The following is an 18,404-nucleotide window of genomic DNA, read 5'->3' on the forward strand; positions in this document are numbered from 1 at the left end:
TGAAAGATGGTGAAATTATGTCAACAATGTTAAACGAAATCAAGCATACCCCCAAGTTGGGTTGGGAGATATCACTTGTGGTTTTGCTGATACTTGTTGTTCTGATAAGCATTTCATAGAAAAGGTCATCTTGGGAGGATTAACATGGGAAGTAGACATAGTAGTGCAATTTTGAAAACGGTTCTGAAAAGTGCCTTCATTTTGACACTGACTGGAGCCGCTGTTTTAGGCTCACAGACGAATGGAATTAAGGCGAATGCCAAATCAGACAGCAGTGTTTCAAGTGAATTGGACGCGGTCCCGGCATCATATGGGTATTTTGTTGATCAATATAAGCAAAACATTAAGACGAACAACACGCCAGACACCAATCCGGCGATTGCGTTATTCAATAACACATTCTTGAAATACTGGGACGCAAGTACTGGAACTAAGGTCAACACGACCGTCATGCAGGAAAATTTGGATAAATCCATTCAGATCACTAATGGCGCTTCACAGGCAGAAATTGACCGATCATATTTAACGGACCGACGAGATCTTCGGTACAATTTGATTAGTGGGTTTGGGCCGTACGCACCTGCATTTATTAAGGATACCAATGCTCAGACTGATTTCAATGCGGTTCCTGATGCACCATTACCTGCAGGTTCACCATACAGCTCCATGCAATGGGCAGATGAAAACTCAACCCTTGGTTCAGCTGTAAAATTGGTCAATATTGCTGAAGATTCAGCTTGGTCAGGAACCGGGACCCCAAAGGCTTACATCAAGTTCACACGGCCATATCGTCAAAGCGATCAAGTTAAAGTTAACCCATATTTGACCAACGTCATGGCCAGCGCAGCAGCGACTGATTACGACTTCCCAAGCGGCCATACAACAGCTGCCTTTGAGACTGGGGAGACATTGGCGTACCTCTTCCCACAACGTTATCAACAATTAATTACCCGTTCTTCTGAAGTTGGTTATGACCGAGTTCTTGCTGGTCGACATTCACCACTTGCTGTTATGGGTGGTCGAGTTATCGGAACTGCCATGACTGCAGCAACTTTGAACGATCCTGATAACAAACAACTCATGAGTGAAGCTTATCAGGATACTCAAAAGGATTTGGCCAACGCTGAAGACAAATCAGCACAGGATACATTCAGCGATTACCAGACGAACCTTAAAAATTACACTTACCGTCTCACTTATGGATTCTCCCCAGTCGGTGATACCACAAAACCAATGGTTGTTCCTAAGGGTGCTGAAGTTCTCCTGCAAACCCGTTTACCATATCTAAATGATACCCAACGCCGTGAAGTGCTCTTTACCACTGGCTTAACATCCGGTTATCCAATGGAAGATGATACCGAAGGCTGGGGTCGTTTGAACCTCTTCAAGGCAGCTAACGGTTTTGGCGAATTCTTGAATGACACTACCGTCAACATGGACGCTGCCAAGGGTGGTTTCAATGCTGCAGATACTTGGAAGAACGATATTTCCGGGAATGGCGGTCTGACCAAGGAAGGGACCGGATCATTAACCTTACTTGGTAATAACTCATACAAGGGTGGAACTACCGTTAAAGGCGGTACTTTGGTTGCCGCAAACGACAGTGCCCTTGGTGCCGGCAGCTTGAGCTTAACTAGCGGCAAGTTAACCTTATCCGCTAAGAATGTCACCGTTAAAGGCAATTACACCCAGAGCAGTAAAGGAATTTTGAACCTGGCATCAAATAACAAGGTTTCAGTTTCCGGCACCGCTAAACTTGGTGGTAAAGTCGTTATCAATAATGTGAAGGGACTTAAATCCGGAGTAGTTATTCTTAAATCTAACAAACTTTCCGGTAAGTTTGCCCATCACTCATTGCCTAAAGGTTGGCATTTGGACTACACTAAGCACAATGTCAAATTAGTTAAATAATAAAAAATGTTGACATCAATCTCAAAATGGATTAGTATTTGTGTCAATCAGAAACATTAGATTTTGCTAAGACAAGGAGAGTAGTCTCTTAGAACTTTTTCAGGGAGAATCGGGTAAGTGAGAACGATTCAAAAGCCTAAGTGATGAAAGTAGCCTTCGAGCGACGAATGCGAGCGAATTTGCGAGTGTTTGTTGGGAGCGCCCATTACAGCGCCAGTGTATCGCTAAAGCTTATTTGGCCGTACATGGTGAGTCGATAGTTGTGAAGCTGTCGAGAATTTGGGTGGTAACACGTGTAAACGTCCCTTAAGATCGTAAGGATCTTAAGGGACGTTTTTTGTTTGCAATTAAGGAGGTCTTCAAAATGAGAATTAGTTTAAATCGAACTAAATCAGGTGGGATTAGCCGAGTCACGAATGGTCAATTTGGATGGATTAAAAGAACATTGAGAAATTTAACGTCTGTAAATTATAAGGAGCGCTTAATATGGAAAAAACAACCAAAAAGTTATCATTTAAGCATTATCTAATTATCGGTTCAATGTTGTTCGGGATGTTCTTTGGTGCTGGAAACTTGATTTTCCCCATTCATTTGGGACAGCTTGCTGGCGCCCACTGGATTACTGCTGGGATTGGCTTTCTGTTAACTGGAACCATTTTACCTTTACTTGCTATTATTGCGATTGCTGTAACTCACAGTAACGGAATTTATGACCTAGCCAAACCAATTGGCAAACGTTACGCCACTTTCTTCATGGTACTGGTTTGTGCCACTCTTGGCCCACTGTTTGCGACTCCCCGGACGGCGACAACACCATTTCAAATTGCGTTTGCCAGCCATCTGAATCCTGCTCAACAACCAATGTGGCTATTGATTTACTCATTGATTTTCTCCGGGATCACTTTCTGGGCATCACGAAAACCCACTGGAATTATTAATTCAATTGGTAAAATTTTGAACCCTGCATTTTTAGCATTACTTGCCATTATTTTTGCATTTGCATTCATGAGCCCAATCAGTTCAGCTTCAAAGGCCCCAATTACGGATGCCGCTTATCAAAATGGTTCAATTCTCAACGGTTTTCTACAAGGTTATAACACGATGGATTGTATCGCCGGGTTGCTCTTCGGAATCGCCATCATTACTGCCATTAAGAGTTTAGGTGCCACCAGTGCTAAAGAAATTTCAATGACCACTATGAAATCTGGTGCCCTGGGCATCGGGCTTGAAGCAATTATCTATATTGCATTAATCTGGTTGGGCGCTACTAGCCTCGGCAGTTTCAAGTTATCCATTGATGGTGGGATTGCCTTTAACCAGATTGCCAATCATTTCATGGGTATCACTGGTGAGATTCTGTTGGCAATGATGGCCACCTTGACATGTTTGACGACTGCTGTTGGTCTCTCAACTTCATTCTCAGAAGCTTTGCATGCTAAATTCCCATCCATTTCATATCGAACTTGGTTAATCATTGCCACTGGTTTATCATTTGGAATCGCCAACTTTGGCCTTGATACCATCATTGCTTGGTCAACACCAATGCTGATGTTCCTTTACCCACTGGCAATCACCTTGATTATCCTCTCAATTTCCTCACCATTGTTTGGTCATGACAGCCGGGTATACATCTGGACAACCATCTTCACAATCATTCCAGCTATCTTGGATGCAATCGCCGCTGCCCCAGCAATCATTTCCAAGTCAGCGATTGCGACAACTATTTTGAAATTAGATGATTTTCTCCCAGGTGCCTCACTTGGGATGGACTGGTTACTGCCTGCTGCCATTGGTCTGATCATTGGTTTGGCAATCCACTTCATCACAGCTATGGGCGGTGCCAGAGCGACTCAAATCGAAAAAGACTAATTCATTTTAAAATGAACACATATTAACATAGAACCTGAAACACATATAATAGAAGTTAAACACATAATCTTAAGTGAAAGGAGGCCATCGCATGTCCTTTATCGGTGCACTTTGCATACTACTGGTATTGACGACACTGGCGGGACATTTATCAAATCGAATCGGGGTACCATCAGTTATCGGCCAAATCTTGGTTGGCATCATCGTTGGACCAGCGGTGTTTGGCTGGATTCATCTCGATAATATGATCAATCTATTTTCTCAAATTGGTGTGATCATCCTGATGTTCATTGGTGGACTTGAAAGCAATTTGAAGCTGCTGCGAAAGTATTTGCGGCCGGCAATTGTGGTTGCCATCATCGGCGTGATCTTCCCAGTTATCATGATTGGCGGCGCCTGTTGGGCATTTTCGTTCTCGCCTTTAGAGGCAATCTTCATCGGCGTCGTCTTCAGTGCCACTTCAGTTTCAATTTCCGTTGAAGTGCTGCGAGATTACAAGTCGTTGGATACCAAGGAAGGTGCGACTATTCTGGGGGCAGCGGTGGCTGACGACATTATCGGCGTTATCCTACTGTCGATCATGATTAGCATCATGGGCACGCAAGGGGTTGCAACCGGCGGCTCATCTACCAGTTTGACCCTGGTTTTCATCGAACAAATTGCGTTCTTCGGCCTGACATATTTAATGGTCAAGTGGATTGTGCCTTACATGATGCGAATTGGTGAACGCCTGCTGATGGCCTCCAGTGTGACAATTACGTCGATGGTCATCTGCTTGGGAATGGCGTACATTGCTGAAGCAGTTGGCTTGAGTGGTGCGGTGGGTGCCTTCTTTGCTGGCATCGCCGTTGCCCATACCCCTTATCGAGACACAATTGAGAACCACATGGAACCAATTGGCTACGCAGTTTTTGTTCCGATGTTCTTTGTCAGCATCGGCTTGAACATGTCGTTTGCTCACATTGGTGATTCACTGTTGTTCGTCGGAATTCTGACAATTCTGGCTTGCTTGAGCAAATTGTTTGGCTGTGGAATTGGCGCCTTGATGAATGGCTTCAATCTGAACAGTTCTTATATGATTGGTTCAGGGATGATCTCCCGTGGTGAAATGGGATTGATCACCGCTCAGATTGGGTTCTCGTCAGGCTTGCTATCCGATTCGTACTATTCAGATTTAATTTTAGTTATTATTCTTTCGACATTAATTGCACCATTCTTGCTGAAGCACGCGATTCATCTGTTGCCGGCTGATGACAAAGCCGATTTGCCATTAGGCGTTGAAGATGACTCGTCGGAACACGCTTCTGCTAGTTAACAGTGTATACGAAAAAAGTTAGGCGTTTTTGCCTAACTTTTTTGTCGTCCAGATTATAATTAAAGAACTTTCTTCTCAGTATACCGTTGTTCAAGATTGTTGAAGTCGTAGTCCTTGATGTTTTGAATATCATCTTTACCATTGAAGAAAGCCGTGTAGCTGCGAGAAAGCATCAGGTTCAACTGGCTATTTTCGCCAAACTGGACCATGATGACTGGGATATTAGCTTCGTGAGCGGAGCCAATTTCAAAGACGGTGCCGGAGTCTGGTTCAGTTAAACCGTCTTCCAGTTGATAGTCCAAGATGGCGACCACAACGTCAGTTTTATGTACTTGGCGCATGTCGGATGCGAAGACGGCGTCCTGCCATTTGAAGCTGCCAAAGGGTTCGGACTCGAATTGATGGTCCTGAGGGATGAAGATACCGTCAGCGTCAATGGTGGGGTTTTGTTTCAGTAAACTGACCACTTGGCTGATGCGATCCTTTTGACCGTCACTAAAAAAGGGTGAAGCAAGGTAGACTTTGTTTTTGTTGGTTGACATGGTTGGTTCCTCCCTATTTAGTACTAATTGTACATGAAAATCGGGAGAAAAACTCAGGAAATATTGGTATTTGAAAATCCATGAGGTATACTCTGGTGAATGTGACAGGTTAATTGAAATGGCGTCTATAAAATATTACAATTAAGGTATAGGGATAAGCGAAGTGTTCGCTGATTGGGGGATGTTCTGGTGATATATAAAATGGAAAATAGGAATTTAACTTTTAGGAAAATTGTTTTGGCGATCATTGTTGGGACTGTTATTTTGATACTAGGGGCTTTTGCCTTTAACAAAAAGGTATTCGCGGCTGATCAGGCTACTTTCTCTAGCCCATTTAACCTGAGCGATAGTATTGATTCTAACCACACATATACTAGTCAGGAAGCAATTCATTTTTCATTTAACTTAAAGAAAGGTGAACGAATTCAGAAGAATGATCAAATTATCATCAATGTTAATAAAGATGCCAGTGAAACTCCGGGTTTTGATCTGAGCTCCCTTCAAATTAATTCGATTTCATCAGATAATTTCTTTACTTTTACCACGGATGGTTCCTCTAGTCCGGCCAAAATTATTATTACTGCAACTAAAGATGTTGATTACTCAACTCTTGGCCAAGCTGGAATCTCATTGTACGCTAAGCCGTCAAAGAGTACTGCGAATACAGACAAAAAAGCGACATACACGGTGTCAACCGACTATAAGCGAGGAAATCAAACCGCGCAAATATCGCAAATATTAGGAGATAATTCCTTTACTGTCGACAACAGTTCTTCCTCTGGTGGTGGCGTTGGTACTAAAATAAGTCAGCAAATTTTTGGTGGCTTAGCAGGGCTACCAGTGCCGACAGAAGAGCTAAAATTAAATGGTGAGAATCGTTATGACGTTAATTATTATGCCTATTTTAACGATGATTCTTCCGTTAATAAAGGTATTTTGTACTGGTATACAAGAAATGCCTTTGTTGCTTGGGCTCAGATTACTTTGCCTGATGCGAAAAATATTCCCAAATCACTGACATGGACTTTGTCTACAGATCCGTCAAATTATCCATTTTACACACCAATGATGAAGGTTTATAGATCAGATAACCTTGATACGCCAACTTCCGAGTGGAGTGTTGTTAATAGCACCCCTAACAAGATTACCTTTAAAGCTACGAATCTTGGCAAAGATGATGCAAACAAATCTTTTGACATTCCATTCCTAATTACTACTAATAAGGTCACTGATGTTTCAAAAGTGACATCGTCTATTGAAGATAATGGCACTAATCCTGTGAAGATCGATCCATTTACTGCCAAGCTATTTTATAATAGTACAATTGCTGCTGGTTTTATCCCAATTCTAACTGTCGAAGATAAAACAGTTACATTAGCCCAAGCTCGACAAATGCTTTTCAATAACGGTCAAACGCTCAAAGATGACAATGACATTTTGAATCAATTTGCTACAGTTACCGATAACAACTCAGCCTCAAGTGAATTGCATGGTCAGAATACGCTACACTTTGGTGTTGGGTATGATAAAGACACAGCACTTTCCTATGGTAATATTAAGGATGGTGGAACATATGAGATTCCGATCTATGCGGGGAATGCTGCTGGCTCAACCCAAACCCAGACAGCAATACTCAAGGTTGAAGATCCAACACCAGATCTCAATAATATAAATGCAGAATTTGTCGATGTTGATGGGCAAACCTCATTCCCTAACAATAACTTCACCGTAAAGCCTTCTTCAAACACAAAGCAGGGTGATGTCTGGGATCTCAACAAGATCCTAACATTTGGAACAATTCCATCCGGTTATCACTTGGCAGTTGGCAGTGAACTAAAGACTGGTCAAACACAACCTTCAATCACTTGGGGAACTACAAAATCCCCAGTTAAGATTTATGTTAAGAAGGACACAACACCGACACCAACCCCTAATCCAAAACCAGATCCAACTCCCACACCGACACCAACGCCTACCCCAACGCCCGGCGGTGGCGGCAGTTCCAACGAAGGCGGCAACATTGCCACCAAAGGAACCGTTGTCTACTCACTGAAGAAGATTTATCTCTACAAGAACACCACCTTCAGTACCCATGAACGTAAAGCCGGTTACGTATCCAAACCGCGAGTTTACCGTCCAATGTTTGTCGTAACTGGTTATGGGCACTCAGCAAATGGTCGTTTGCGTTATCAAGTTCGCGATGTTAACCACTTAACCAAGAATCGTGGTAAGACTGGTTACATCACCGCACAGTGGGCCTACGTTCGTCCGGTCTATTATCAGACGATGCACTCAACCGTGACTGTTATTAATCCACGCGGGGTCAATGCCTATATGTATAAGAACTTGACTGCTAAGACGAGAAACTACAAACAAGGCACGGTTCTTCATGTTACCAAGATTGTTAAGCATAATTTGACAACTCGATTCGTTCTGGCAAACGACCAATACATTACCGCAAACCGGAAACTGGTAACTATGGATAAGCAGACGCAGCCTCGTTATATCAAAGTTAAAAAAGCAATCTACCGTTACCAAGATGTCAACTTGAGCAAACGGAATAAGCGTGCGCACTTCAAGAAGGGCACCAAGATTAAGATCAAGAACTACGATTACTCACACGCAAACAGTGTGACGAACCATGGTGCTTTAAGATATCACATTGCTGGCGGCTACATTACCGGTAATTCAAAGTACGTCAAGATTGTGAGATAGCTTCAATCCAAAAATGGTATTCCACCTCGGAATACCATTTTTGTTTTACAATAAAGGATAAAAGAGCAAGGACAGGAGTAGATCGGCCATGATTGAACATGTACAAGGCATTAAGGGTGAAAAACTAAATCAAATTGCTCAAATCTGGTTAGACGCTAACCTGGATGCACACTCGTTTATCGATCCAACCTACTGGGCAAATTACTATGACGGGGTCAAGAAGGAGCTTGCCAAGGCAGAATTGTTTGTTTTTGAGAAAGATGGCCAAATTCGAGGATTCCTTGGGATTGATGGAAATTATATTGCTGGACTGTTCGTGGCCAAAAAGTATCGTGGACAAGGAATTGGTTCCCAATTACTGGCTGCTGCCAAGCAATCACGTTCGGAACTGACACTGTCAGTGTATGAGAAGAATTCACGGGCTTATCACTTCTACATTAAAGAAGGCTTCCAAGAGGAGAACCACGAACTGGACAAAGTTACCGATGAGTTTGCGGTTAACATGAAATGGGCACGGGACGGAGGTGTCGAGGATGGCGGATAGTAAAATTCAACCACGAATGGGAAATACCGGTTTCATTATTTTTTTGGCGCTTCTAAGTGCATTCGTCCCTCTTTCGACTGATTTGTATTTACCTGCCCTTCCTGAAATGACGAAGTTCTTCGCCGTTCCCGAAATTGTGATGAACCTGACTTTGATCTTATTCTTCGTATTCTATTCCATCGCAACTTTATTCTGGGGACCCTTAAGTGATCGATATGGCCGGCGACCGATTCTGCTGGTTGCTCTGACCTTATACATGCTTGCCAGTATCCTCTGTGGGATTGCGACAAATGCTTATGAGATCATCTTCTTCCGCATCCTCCAAGCGATTGGCGGTGGGGTTGCCACCACTGTTGCGACTGCGGTTATTAAAGATGTCTTTGTAGGTCGGAAACAGGAAACCACCTTGGCGATTGTCCAGTCCATGGTGGTCATTTCACCGGCAGTTGCGCCAGTGATTGGGTCACTGCTGCTGACATTTATCTCCTGGCGAGGCATTTTCTTTGCCCAGGCTTTACTTGGTCTGTCAGTGATTTATGGCTCAATCATCTTTAAAGAAACCCACGCTTCAGAGAGTGGGACGACTAGTGTCATGAAATCCTTTGGTCGACTTGGAGCACTCTTACTGAATCCTGGCTTCACAGCGTTACTGGTCACTTTTTCGTTGATGTCGATTGTTTCCTTGTCGTACATTTCTTCATCATCGTATATTTTCCAAGATACGTTCCACCTGAGCAGTCGAATGTTTAGCCTATTCTTCTCGTTTAACGCCATTGGCATGCTACTTGGACCACTGGTCTATATTCCGTTGTCGAAGTATATCGACCGGTTTACGATCATTTACGCATCGTTTGGCATCACGATTGTTGCCGGCATCTTGGTGCTGATGTTTGGCCAAATGACGCCAATTGCCTTTGCATTGACGCAATTTCCAGCAACTCTGGCCAGCAGTGCGGTTCGACCGCCAGGAACCTACTTAGTATTGAAACAGGAAGAAAATGATAATGGGTCGGCATCGGCTTTATATAGTGCGGGTGGGACCATCTTCGGTAGTATTGGCATGGTCATCGTCTCTGTAGCAGAGGCAACACCAATTGCCGCGATTGCCTGGATTAACATCATTATGGGTGCAATTTGTGGTGTGCTATTGCTGGTTTCCATGACCTTCTTACGAAAAAAGATTATTATCTAACTCAAAAAGGGCGACCATTGCTGGCCGTCCTTTCATTTTTCTGAAAACTATTTTAATACTTTAACAGTCGCGGTCTTATTACCAAAGACAGTTTGACTGATTTGATCTGAGTTCATATCAAGCGACTTGGAAGCATTCTTAGGAGTTGAAGTGAGTTTCAGATTCATACCCTTCTTGAGCTTGTTCAAAGTGGCTTTGCTTAACTTGAAGACGAAGTTTCCGTTTGTGTTTGCGTTGGCTTTCTTCAATGTTGATCCCTTGGTATTTTGAAGCACCAATGATGCACCAGTTGATGTTGAACCGGAAACCTTGTTCTTATTCAAATAGAATTTATTAACTTTTAACGTATTCTTAGGGAGTTTTTGTAATGCCGCTCCCTTATTAATTGTGTAGAGGATTGTCTTGTCAGTGACGTTGGATGGGAAATAGAACTGCCCATTCTTATAGGTAACCTTCATCGTTGCTTCATTACCCCAGTTTACAAATCCAGGGACCGTGTAGTTCTTTTCTGATGAGAGCCATTCTGGAATTGACATTCCCGAACTGACAACCAAGACATTGCCACCAGTCTTCTCAGCTTTTTGAGCAATATAAGTTAATTCAGTGTTCATCCGATCAATCACTTGTGTCGAGCTTTCAGCCTTCAAAGATTCAGGAAGGGTTGGGTCACTGTATTTACCGAAATCGACGGTTTCAGCAGCGTGGTAAGCATCTTGGAGTGCTGGCCAGAAGTCCTTGCCAAGTGCCTGCTGCGCCTTACTAAAGTCTTGGGGTCCGGAATACGTCCCAGCTGGACGCAAGAGTGGCATGGTCACTTTGTTAACGTCATCGTACTTTTGACCTTCAAAGCTGCCATAACCACCCTCACGTAAATTGGATGTCCAGTTGACTTTCAGGTTCCCATTGCCGGATGACTGTAATGCATAGGTTGCAGTCCGGAACGTCCGCATATTATCAGCAGAATAAGCCGCTTTGAACTTCAAACCGTACAAACCATAGCCTAATTGGTGGGCAACCGAAACACCGGTGTCAGTTAGTGGACTGTCAGCCCAACCTTGACCACGGCCATTGACGTTAAACATTGTTTGCCCGTGACGAGTCAAATAGATGTTAACTGTTTTGGCGGAAACATTTTGCGAAGATGTTCCAACACCAATACTAAGAGCTCCAGCAAATAATAGCGCAAACCAAAAATGTGATTTCTTCATGTTAACCCCTCCTAAAAGTATGAACAAATATACCTAAATTTTAGCATTAAACCCTTGTAAACGATACTAATATTTACAAATATTTTTGAATCGTTCGGCTGTTACTTTGATATCATATTAAGTGTGGAGGTATGCTATGAAAAAAATCTTAAAGGCACTATTAATCATCTTGTCTGGATTGGTCTTGATTGTCGGTGTATACGTCGCCTATGTTTATTTGACGTATCACCGTGTTCCGGATAACGTGAAACTCAAACCGCACAACAGAAACTCACAGGTATTGCAAACGAATCATCAGTACAAGGCAATGACCTTTAACATTGGTTATGCTGCCTATCCTAAAAACTATTCATTCTTCATGGATGGTGGGAAATACTCACGGGCATTTAGTAAACAGTCGGTGCTCAATGATTTGAATGGGATTCATAAAGCCGTTCAACAAGTTGATCCCACTTTGATGTTTTTCCAAGAAGTCGATACGAATGGTGATCGTTCGTTTCACGTCAACGAAGTTCAGTGGCTGCGGGATCGGATGAGCAATTATTCCAGTGTGTACGCCCAGAATTATGATTCGGCCTATCTGTTCTATCCACTGACCAGGCCGATTGGGAGAGCTAAATCGGGGTTAGTTACATTAGCTAAAGCCAAAATAAGTGATAGTACCAGGTATCAGCTGCCGATTGATACGGATTTTAATAAGTTCATGGATTTGGACCGGGCAATTTCTGTCACCCACATACCAGTGAATAATGGGAAACAGTTGGCCGTGATCAATCTGCATATGTCGGCGTTCACTAAGAATGCAAAAGTCCGGAAGGCACAAATTGAGAAACTGTTCGCCAAAATGAAAATCGAACAGGCCGCTGGCAACTACGTCATGGTCGCTGGTGATTATAACCATGATATGTTAGGCAATAGTCCAGAAGTCTTCGGAACGACCGGCAAACGGATGAATTGGACGCATCCATTCCCGGCCGACCAGTTGCCTAAGGGCTTTAGAATCGCTAAGCAGGGGTTAGCTGATGCGAAAGTTCCATCCGTTCGAGCAAATGGCACGCCCTATCATCCAGGTAAGACATACACGTCGTTAATTGATGGCTTCCTGCTGTCAGATAATATTCAAGTCAACCGGGTTCACGTGAAGTCACTTGGATTTAAGAATTCAGATCATAACCCGGAAGTGCTGGAATTTGAACTGAAATAGCTCTGAATCCCTTGAAATTGGGGGGATTGTGTCTTAATAGAATTGAGAACATTCATCAGTTGATGCATTGGGGGAATCAATATGGGGATTTTTGATGTTGGTGATTTTATTTTTGTTGTGATTACTTTTATCATTGTAATTGCGATCGCGATTGCATTCGTTTATTACGGGGTTAAAATATACAGATCATTTATGAAGCACAATTCATGAGGACATATTAAAAGGCGAGAATCTCGGAATGAGGTTCTTGCCTTTTTGTTTTTAACTATTAGTTTGTTGAAACGTGCTCGGATGCAACTGATGCTAACTTCTAAGCAAACTCTGATTCAAGCCCAAGACCTGGGCTTCAATCAGAGTTTGCTTAGAAAACGCATCACCCGTTGCTTCTCGCACTCTATTCCTTACCACCCAATCTTACCCGTATCCTTTGGAATGGTAACTTCACCGTTCTCAACGGCCGTAAAGGCGTCGTCAAGGACTTGGAGCGCTTGATCGAGTTGTTCTCTAGGAATGACCAACGGCGGCTGGAAACGCAAGATATTGCCTGCCAGAGTGATAATAACCACGCCGTGCGCGAACGCATAGTAGATAACCTTGGTGGCTGCATCACTATCTGGTTCTTTAGTCTTAGGATCCTTCACTAATTCAATTCCACCGTTCAAGCCCCACATCCGGACGTCACCGATCATTGGATGGCGTTTTTGCATATCGAGAAAACGTTGTTTGGCATAAGCACCATCCGTGGCTGATTTCTCAACTAAACCTTCGTCTTCAATAATATCTAGTGTTGCCAGTGAAGCCGCAGAACATACTGGGTTGCCGGCAGTGGTGAACAGGTGCGCCGGTGCATCCAAACTCTGCATAACTTCTTTCTTGCCAATCACGGCACTGAGCGGCATGCCGGAAGCTAAAGATTTACCAACAGACATCAAATCAGGTTCGATATCCTTAAACTGTTGGATGGCCCACATTTTGCCAGTCCGGCCAAGCCCTTGATTGACTTCATCAATCGCAAAGAGGATGCCGTTGTCATGACAGAATTTGTAAACCAGTTGCATGTATTCTTCGGGTGCTTTGATGATCCCACCATCGCCTTGGATTGGTTCAATTAAGACACAGGCAGTTTCGTCAGCAGGTAAGAAGGATTCGAATGGTTTCTTAAATTCATTGAAGTAACGGAGTGAAATGTCGTGTTCAGTTTCTCCTGGATAAGTCCGATATGAGTCGGGATATGGAACGTGGACAACACTGGGAAGCATTGGTCCAATCTTACGGGTCATATTGAGACTACTTCCCGATAAAGTTTGCGAACCATATGTCGAACCATGATAGGAACCCATGTAAGAAACGATGTACTGACGGCCCGTATAAGCTCTCGCAAACTTGATAATTGCATCGTTTGCGTCTGAACCGGAGTTTCCGAAACTCACCATTTTCGGCGTATCACCAGGTGCAATTTTCGCCAACTTTTCGGAAAGTTCCATTCCCGGCACATGATGGAAATATGCCGGGGTGTAATGAATCAATTTTTGTGCTTGATCTGAAATAGCTTTGACGACTTTTTCATGGGTGTGACCAACATTAATGGCAGATGCACTTGCCAGCAAATCAATGTATTTGTTGCCATCAACGTCCACTAATGTTGCCCCGTGAGCGTGATCGATCACCAAATCATAATAGTTGATTCGCGCGGAACGAGCATAGTACTTGTTTTCTTCACCAATTAATTTAGACGCTTTGTCTAATTTACCCATGAAATCACCAACCTTTATTAATCTTTATCTTTTTCGTGTTCAGCCTGCTTATCAATTGTTGCTGTTGAATGGCTCATGCCATATGCGAAGTAAATAATCATTCCTAAAACGAACCAGCCGAGTGCATAAGTCTTTGCTTGAATATCCAAGCCCCAGAAGATTCCTAAGGCACCCAAGAAGCCAAGTGCTGGCAATACTGGGTAGAGCGGCATTTTAAAGCTTGGCATTGGAATATCTTTTCCTTCACGTGGGCGAAGTGCATAAATGCCGAGTGAAACAAACATGAAGGCAATCAAGGTTCCTGCTGAAATCAGTTGAGCCAAGAATGTGAATGGGAAGAAGGCACCCAAAGCAATGGCGATAATGGTTAACACGATTAAAGCCCGGTTAGGCAAGTTGTTTTCCAACTTTCCAAGCCATTTTGGCAAAAGGCCATCACGACCGAATGAGTAAATGAGTCGTGAACCGGCAAGCATCATACCAATTAAGGCAGTAAACATACCAACAACCGCAATAGCTTGAACCACAGTGGCGATTAATGCATGACCACTTTGACGTAAAGCCCAGCCAACTGGTTCAGCGTTGTTTGCGTATGCAGAATATCTAAACATTCCAACCAATACCAGTGAAACTGCGATGAAAAGAACTACGGCAATGACCAATGATCCAAGAATTCCTCGAGGCATGGTCTTTTGTGGATCTTTCGCTTCAGCTGAATTGGCAGCGATTGAATCAAAACCAATGTAAGCCAGGAAGATTTCAGAAACACCAGCGTAAATTCCTTGCCAGCCACCAAATGCGGAACCATCGGCGTTGACATGATACTTAGGAATAAATGGGGTATAGTTGCTCATCTTAAGGGCAGTGGCACCAACGAAAATGAAAATTAAAATTGCAATCACTTTAAGAATAACCAGTGTGTTTTCAACACGGGCGGTTTGGGAAGCACCACGAGAAAGTAATGTGGTAACTAATAGGATAACAACAATGGCGATTAAATCCATCAAGCCACCGTTCGTACCAGTTGACGCAGTGGACAATGCCGTCGGTAGTTTTGCACCTAATGGCGAAATTAACCCTTGGAAGTTTGCCGAAAGCCCTGACGCAACGAACGCCACAGCGATGAAGTATTCAGCTAACAGTGCCCAGCCGGCAATCCAGCCCCAGAACTCACCGAAAACAACGTTGATCCATGAATAAGCAGAACCAGCGAATGGCATTGCGGCAGCCATTTCAGCGTAGGCAAAGGCCACGATTCCAGCAACGATTGCGGCCGCCAAGAATGAAAGGGAAACGGCAGGACCAGCGTGTTGTGCAGCAACAACTCCAGGCAAGGTAAAAATAGAAGTTGAAACAATCGTTCCGACACCAAGCGCCAGGAAATCTTTGGTGGTTAAGCTCCGAATCAAATGTGAATCCTTATCTTGATAAACAAGGGGATCTTCTTTTCGGAACATTTTATCAGTTAAACTACTCATATAATCACTCCTAATCTCAGTACAAAATTTTGCATACTAAACGAAAACTTTGAACACTGATAATTTATTTATTGTGGAAACCACACTTTCTAAATACGAAAACGATCGCGGTTTCCTTCCTCGATCAACAATATGTAAATAATAATGACAAAAAAACAAAATTTCTCTCAAATTCCATTCAGCATGCGAGTAGTTTAACGCATTTTTAATTAGATTGTCAATATAAAATCTAATTAAAATCTCATTTTAAAAGGAAGACTATTATAATAAATTAGACACAAACTTCAGATTTCATTTGCCGAACCGTGCCTTAATCACTATAATAGTGATGTGTGACTGCGAACAGCCTGTTTGCAAACTAAAATTATTCATGTTGGGGGCGACATTATGGAACTGACTATCAAAGAGTTGGCGGACGAATTATCGGTATCGAAAACTGCAATTAGAAAACATATGGACGATAAGTTCAGAGATACATATACGATAAAAAAGGGAAACAAGATTCTGATCAAAGATGAGGGTGTTGAGGTTCTCAAAGGTCAATTCAAGAACCAGAATGAACACACCGAGAGCGAACAGCCAAAGCAAACCGCTAACCAGTTATCCGTTAAGGGCGGCGATAAGCAGACTGCCCTTTTAGCTGAGCAGCTCGAAGATCAACGGAAACAAATTGATGCAAAGGACAAACAAATTGCTGAGTTACATCAACTTCTCGACCAATCACAACGGTTGCAATTGGATGTTCAAAACAAACTCAAACAGTTGGAAAGCCAAGGTACTTCTTCAGTAAAACAAACCATTCCAGAATCAGTTAATGAAGAAGATCATTCAGAGGACAAAATTCCTGACAGCTACCAGCCGAGCAATGCGCGATTTCAAGAAGCAGGGAAGAAAAAGCACTGGTGGCAGTTTGGCAGATAAGATTTTTAACTCATTTTTTGAATAGCATTTATCATTCATGGTCATATCGGCGTCGGCCGAACTAACAGCTATTATTTGGACAGCTAGTCAATTCGTACAAAAAGGAAGCGGGGAGAAATCCCTGCTTCCTTTTTTTTGTTAATGACGTGATTATTCTTTTTTGAAGCGATATTCGAACCAGAGTCGGTCTTCATATGGTTTGAGGGCCTTTTCGAGTTGTGATCGTAATAGATTAACCCGTAAGTCGGCCGCCAAGATGATGGCACAGAATGCAAGCATTGTCAGTTCAACCGCAATGAGCCCCCAATTTTGCTTGGCGGTCATCACTAGCCATTCTTCCAAAACAAGTAAGAAGATCATTGATTTGGTCTTGCTTGCAAGCCAGTACCAATGATTGATTCCTCTTAATTTTTTGGTCACGAAGGCCAATTTTTCTCCTGCCAGCCTAACTGGGTATTTAATCGCAACCTTTAGAGGGGAAGCATCTTGTGAGACCAGCCTTGATACGTAAGATGAAGATTTTCCAAGAGAATTTTTTGATAAGAAGTCGCCAATCCAAAGAGAAATCAGCAGATAAAGCATCAGACAATCAGTAATATCCAGAAATACTTTCATGACAAGACCTCCTAGAGCATATGTATTTAGGATTTCTCTTGAAAACAGTCCGTAAGTTTTCAAACGATCGTTTTCAAGCCAAACCCTTATTTGAAGCGAGTATACAATGCTTTGAAGGTGTTTTCTATTTATATTTAAAACTTAATAATGTTGGTGTTTTCATGAAAACGAACACAATTGTTTTATGATAAACGATTGAGCTAATTATTAAGAAATTCTTAAGGCCACCAAAAAAGAGCAATTTTTTGAAGTGCAAAACAATGTATTTCGGCGTGGGGAATGAGTAAAATACAGGTAGATAGTTATTTCTGGTGAGTTGTTGGGATGATGCTGAAAAGGGGCAGTGAAATGACAACGATTCAATCGATTTTAAAGCGAAGATATCAAGCGATTCTGGTCGAGAACACTCGGTATCTTAATAACCCATACGACCCGGAACGGGCCCATGATTTGCGGGTCATGATCCGGACACTCCGAGGACTAATCAAATTTTTGAAACGGCGGATCGATCCTGCCGTTTATACGGATATTGACACAAATTTAAGCCAGGCTGCCATCTTGTTCGGTGACTTAAGGGAATTAGATGTGTTAATTGAACAAGCTGGACTGTACGCATATGATCACCCGGATAAGGACGCCGATTACTTCCATTTGTTTTCGGTGTTACGTCAAAACAGACGGGATGAAATGCGACAGACATTGAATGATCAAGCTCAAGAGAAGTTTCAAAATGAGTTAAAGCAGGTTGATAAGCAACTTACCAAACTCAAATTCACCCAGTCCACTGGCTGGCATCAATATATTGTTAAAGAACTCAACCGTCGCAATCACAAATTAGTTAAGATTTATGAGGAACTAAATTTTAAGGACTATCCTGAAGTTCATCATGTGCGGAAACGTTCTAAAACCCTCAGGTATGCATCGACGTATTTTGGCGACTTTGCACCGAACAAAGCCAATAAAAGTGCCAAACTGGCTAAGGATATTCAAGATGATACTGGGACAATTACCGACGCTCATGTGAACTATATGCGGCTGCGCCAGTTGGCAGACAAAATGACCAAAGACGCCGATAAGCAACTGTTATTGAAAATTGCGGATGAGCAACTCAAAAAATTTGAATGAACGTGAAGGAG

The 18,404-nt window shown here is 42.7% G+C and carries 14 protein-coding genes and 1 other annotated feature; of the genes, 9 read left to right on the forward strand and 5 right to left on the reverse strand.

The genetic code is table 11. The features are described from left to right. The first annotated feature begins 144 nt into the window (after nucleotides 1–144). From FD05_RS03050 to FD05_RS03060, 3 genes are all read left to right on the forward strand, one after another. The gene (locus FD05_RS03050; RefSeq protein ID WP_020281676.1) at nucleotides 145–1,911 is read left to right on the forward strand and encodes a phosphatase PAP2 family protein; all 1,767 of its coding nucleotides are present in this window, start codon (nucleotides 145–147) and stop codon (nucleotides 1,909–1,911) included. Between the two features lie 59 nt (nucleotides 1,912–1,970). Next, nucleotides 1,971–2,221: a binding site (T-box leader), on the forward strand. 176 nt (nucleotides 2,222–2,397) lie between these two features. Further along, nucleotides 2,398–3,780 carry a branched-chain amino acid transport system II carrier protein gene (brnQ, locus tag FD05_RS03055; RefSeq protein WP_020281677.1) on the forward strand — a complete coding sequence of 461 codons (1,383 nt, stop codon included), beginning with the start codon at nucleotides 2,398–2,400 and terminating at the stop codon, nucleotides 3,778–3,780. A gap of 91 nt (nucleotides 3,781–3,871) precedes the next feature. Next, entirely contained in the window at nucleotides 3,872–5,095 is a 1,224-nt protein-coding gene (locus FD05_RS03060; protein ID WP_020281678.1) for a cation:proton antiporter, read from the forward strand. Nucleotides 5,096–5,154: 59 nt separating this feature from the next. Here FD05_RS03060 and FD05_RS03065 read toward each other — a convergent pair whose 3' ends face one another. Further along, complete coding sequence (locus FD05_RS03065) at nucleotides 5,155–5,637, reverse strand: nucleoside 2-deoxyribosyltransferase (protein ID WP_020281679.1); 483 nt, start codon at nucleotides 5,635–5,637, stop codon at nucleotides 5,155–5,157. A 201-nt stretch (nucleotides 5,638–5,838) separates the two neighbouring features. Here FD05_RS03065 and FD05_RS11825 point away from each other — a divergent pair, with 201 nt between their 5' ends. From FD05_RS11825 to FD05_RS03080, 3 genes are all read left to right on the forward strand, one after another. Then, complete coding sequence (locus FD05_RS11825) at nucleotides 5,839–8,352, forward strand: DUF5776 domain-containing protein (protein WP_020281680.1); 2,514 nt, start codon at nucleotides 5,839–5,841, stop codon at nucleotides 8,350–8,352. An 88-nt stretch (nucleotides 8,353–8,440) separates the two neighbouring features. Then, on the forward strand, nucleotides 8,441–8,896 hold the full coding sequence (locus FD05_RS03075; RefSeq protein WP_020281681.1) for a GNAT family N-acetyltransferase: 456 nt from the start codon (nucleotides 8,441–8,443) through the stop codon (nucleotides 8,894–8,896). Continuing rightward, nucleotides 8,886–10,088 carry an MFS transporter gene (locus FD05_RS03080; protein ID WP_039933142.1) on the forward strand — a complete coding sequence of 401 codons (1,203 nt, stop codon included), beginning with the start codon at nucleotides 8,886–8,888 and terminating at the stop codon, nucleotides 10,086–10,088. Before FD05_RS03075 ends, FD05_RS03080 begins: the two co-directional genes overlap by 11 nt. A gap of 47 nt (nucleotides 10,089–10,135) precedes the next feature. On the opposite strand, the gene FD05_RS03085 is transcribed toward FD05_RS03080, so the two are convergent. After that, on the reverse strand, nucleotides 10,136–11,296 hold the full coding sequence (locus tag FD05_RS03085; RefSeq protein WP_020281683.1) for a histidine phosphatase family protein: 1,161 nt from the start codon (nucleotides 11,294–11,296) through the stop codon (nucleotides 10,136–10,138). A gap of 136 nt (nucleotides 11,297–11,432) precedes the next feature. Between FD05_RS03085 and FD05_RS03090 the strand changes: the two genes are divergently transcribed. Then, nucleotides 11,433–12,500, forward strand: coding sequence for an endonuclease/exonuclease/phosphatase family protein (locus FD05_RS03090; RefSeq protein WP_020281684.1), 1,068 nt, complete (start codon nucleotides 11,433–11,435; stop codon nucleotides 12,498–12,500). 401 nt (nucleotides 12,501–12,901) lie between these two features. On the opposite strand, the gene FD05_RS03095 is transcribed toward FD05_RS03090, so the two are convergent. Together FD05_RS03095 and FD05_RS03100 are read right to left on the reverse strand one after the other, a co-directional pair. Then, nucleotides 12,902–14,254, reverse strand: coding sequence for an aspartate aminotransferase family protein (locus FD05_RS03095; RefSeq protein WP_020281686.1), 1,353 nt, complete (start codon nucleotides 14,252–14,254; stop codon nucleotides 12,902–12,904). Between the two features lie 17 nt (nucleotides 14,255–14,271). Beyond that, nucleotides 14,272–15,732, reverse strand: a complete 1,461-nt coding sequence (locus FD05_RS03100) for an APC family permease (RefSeq protein ID WP_020281687.1) — start codon at nucleotides 15,730–15,732, stop codon at nucleotides 14,272–14,274. A gap of 387 nt (nucleotides 15,733–16,119) precedes the next feature. Here FD05_RS03100 and FD05_RS03105 point away from each other — a divergent pair, with 387 nt between their 5' ends. After that, entirely contained in the window at nucleotides 16,120–16,653 is a 534-nt protein-coding gene (locus FD05_RS03105; RefSeq protein WP_020281688.1) for an HTH domain-containing protein, read from the forward strand. 150 nt (nucleotides 16,654–16,803) lie between these two features. Here FD05_RS03105 and FD05_RS03110 read toward each other — a convergent pair whose 3' ends face one another. Then, nucleotides 16,804–17,268: a hypothetical protein gene (locus FD05_RS03110; RefSeq protein WP_020281689.1), complete on the reverse strand. Its 465-nt coding sequence runs from the start codon at nucleotides 17,266–17,268 to the stop codon at nucleotides 16,804–16,806. A gap of 348 nt (nucleotides 17,269–17,616) precedes the next feature. On the opposite strand from FD05_RS03110, the gene FD05_RS03115 reads away from it, so the two are divergent. Continuing rightward, a complete protein-coding gene (locus FD05_RS03115) occupies nucleotides 17,617–18,393 on the forward strand; it encodes a CHAD domain-containing protein (RefSeq protein ID WP_020281691.1) in 777 nt (258 codons plus the stop codon). The last annotated feature ends 11 nt before the right edge of the window (nucleotides 18,394–18,404 follow it).

Source organism: Lentilactobacillus otakiensis DSM 19908 = JCM 15040 (assembly GCF_001434145.1).
Lineage (GTDB): Bacteria > Bacillota > Bacilli > Lactobacillales > Lactobacillaceae > Lentilactobacillus > Lentilactobacillus otakiensis.